At 67.0% G+C, this 2,156-nt stretch carries 2 pseudogenes; both read right to left on the bottom strand.

The window, feature by feature from the left end:
- Positions 1-1,791 (bottom strand): annotated as a pseudogene (locus tag RMO18_RS15230) (aldehyde dehydrogenase family protein); the annotation flags it as partial.
- A gap of 193 nt (positions 1,792-1,984) precedes the next feature.
- Positions 1,985-2,156 (bottom strand): annotated as a pseudogene (locus RMO18_RS15225) (deoxyribose-phosphate aldolase); the annotation flags it as partial.

The raw sequence follows: 2,156 nt of genomic DNA, 5'->3' as shown, positions 1-2,156 counted from the left end.
GCCGGATTTGCCGGTGAGGTCTTTCAGGCGGCTGGCGAATTCGTCGGCGCGGGCCGAGAGGTTTTCGGCGATGTAGAACAGGATCTGCGCGCGGTTGTGGCCGGTGGCCTTGCCCCAGCCTTTGGCGGCGTGGGCGGCCTCCACCGCGTTCCTGATGTCCTTGCGGTTGCCGGTGCCAGCGTGGCCGAGAAGCTTGCCTTACGGGGACCAGATGGCCTGGCTGTAGCCGACGTCGGGGCGGGCCTGCTTGCCTCCGATGTAAAGCTTGGCGGTGCGGTCGAGGCCTGCGGTCTCAGGGGTGGCGGGTTCGGGGACGGCGGTGATGGCGGGCAGGGGTTTCGGTTTGGCTGCGGGTTTGAGGTAGGCCATCAGGCCTTCCCAGCCGCCTTCGCGGCCAAAGCCGCTTTCGCGCACCCCGCCAAAGCCTGCGGCGGCGTCCATCAGGTTGGTGGCGTTGACCCAGACGATGCCGGCCTTCAGCTTGGGGGCGATATCGAGGGCGAGGTTGATGTTCTCGCTCCACACCGTGGCGGCGAGGCCGTAGCGGGTGTTGTTGGCGAGGGCGACGGCCTCTTCGGGCGTGCGGAAGGTCATCGAGACGAGGACCGGGCCGAAGATCTCCTCCTGCATCAGGGTGGAGGCGGCGGAGAGGCCGGTGATCAGGGTGGGCGGGTAAAAGCAACCGGCGGGGAGGGGGGTGGCGGCGTGGTAGGTCTCGCCTTCGGTATTGGCGCTGACCATGGCGGTGATGCTGGCCAGTTGGGTGGGGTCGATGATGGCGCCGACGTCGATGGCCTTGTCGAGCGGGTCGCCGAGGCGGAGGCCATCCATCCGGCGTTTGAGTTTGGCGTGGAAACGGTCGGCGATGCCTTCTTGAACGAGGAGGCGGGAGCCGGCGCAGCAGACCTGACCCTGGTTGAACCAGATGGCGTCGACGAGGCCTTCGATGGCGCTGTCGATGTCGGCGTCGTCGAAGACGATGTAGGGGGATTTGCCGCCAAGCTCCAAGGTGAGGGCCTTGCCGGTGCCGGCGGTGGCCTGACGGATGCGTTTGCCAACGGAGGTGGAGCCGGTGAAGGCGATCTTGTCGACGGGGGCGTCCACGAGGGCGGCGCCGGTGCTGCCGTCGCCGGTGACGATGTTGAGGACACCCTTGGGGAGGCCCGCCTCGCGGCTAAGTTCGGCGAAGAGGAGGGCGGTGAGGGGGGTGAATTCGGCGGGTTTGAGGACAATGGTGTTGCCGGCGGCCAGAGCGGGGGCGACCTTCCAGGCGAGCATGAGGAGCGGGAAGTTCCACGGGATCACCGCGCCGCAGACGCCGAGGGGGCGCAGGTCGGGGTGTTCGGAGGGCAGCAGTTGGGCGAGGCCTGCGTGGTAGGTGAAGTGGCGGGCGACGAGGGGGATGTCGATGTCGCGGCTTTCGCGGATGGGTTTGCCGTTGTCGAGGGTTTCGAGGACGGCGAGGAGGCGGGACTGTTTCTGGACGAGACGGGCGAGGGCGTAGAGGATTTTCGCACGCTGGTGGCCGGAAAGGCGCGCCCATTTCGGTTGCGCGCGGCGGGCGGCGGCGACGGCTGAAGCGATGTGGTCGGCGGTGCCTTGGGTGATCTGCGCAAGTGGCTTGCCGGTGGCGGGGTTCGAGGTGGTGAAGGTCTCACCCGGTTTGGTGAAGGCGCCGTCAATCCAGTGGCCAAAGCTGTGGTTGTGCTTGGTTAGCCAAGTGAGCGCCTCGGTCGAGGATTCGGGGGCGGGGCCGTAAGCCATGCTGTCGAAGATTTCCTTGATGGTCATGGGCTTGGTCCTATGGCTGCGGGGCCGGGGGCAGGATGTGAGGCGTGGCGCGCGTTGCTGCGGTTTTCAAATTGAGCGCGTTCCGCGCAAGGTGGTTTCTCGCCTCTGCGCGCAGGCGCGCAACCGGCTTGGGCGTGCGCGCCGCGCGGGAGGATTTGGGCACAGAGCAAGGCATTCTGACGGCGGGCATGGGTCAGCCCATCGCGTGGCGGTTGGCGGCTGAATAGTGGCCGGTGAGGTGGTGTTCCAACTGGCGTTCGATGTCGCCCAAGAGGCTGGAGGCGCCGAAGCGGAACAGGTCGGGTTGCAGCCAGGGGTGGCCAAGTTCGTCCTTCATTAGCGCCATGTAGGTCAGCGCGTCCTTG

This window comes from Tabrizicola sp., assembly GCF_031377265.1.
Taxonomy (GTDB): domain Bacteria; phylum Pseudomonadota; class Alphaproteobacteria; order Rhodobacterales; family Rhodobacteraceae; genus JAUYQR01.
Note: the sequence above shows the minus strand (reverse complement) of the source record. Positions and strands in the feature narration are given on the sequence as shown.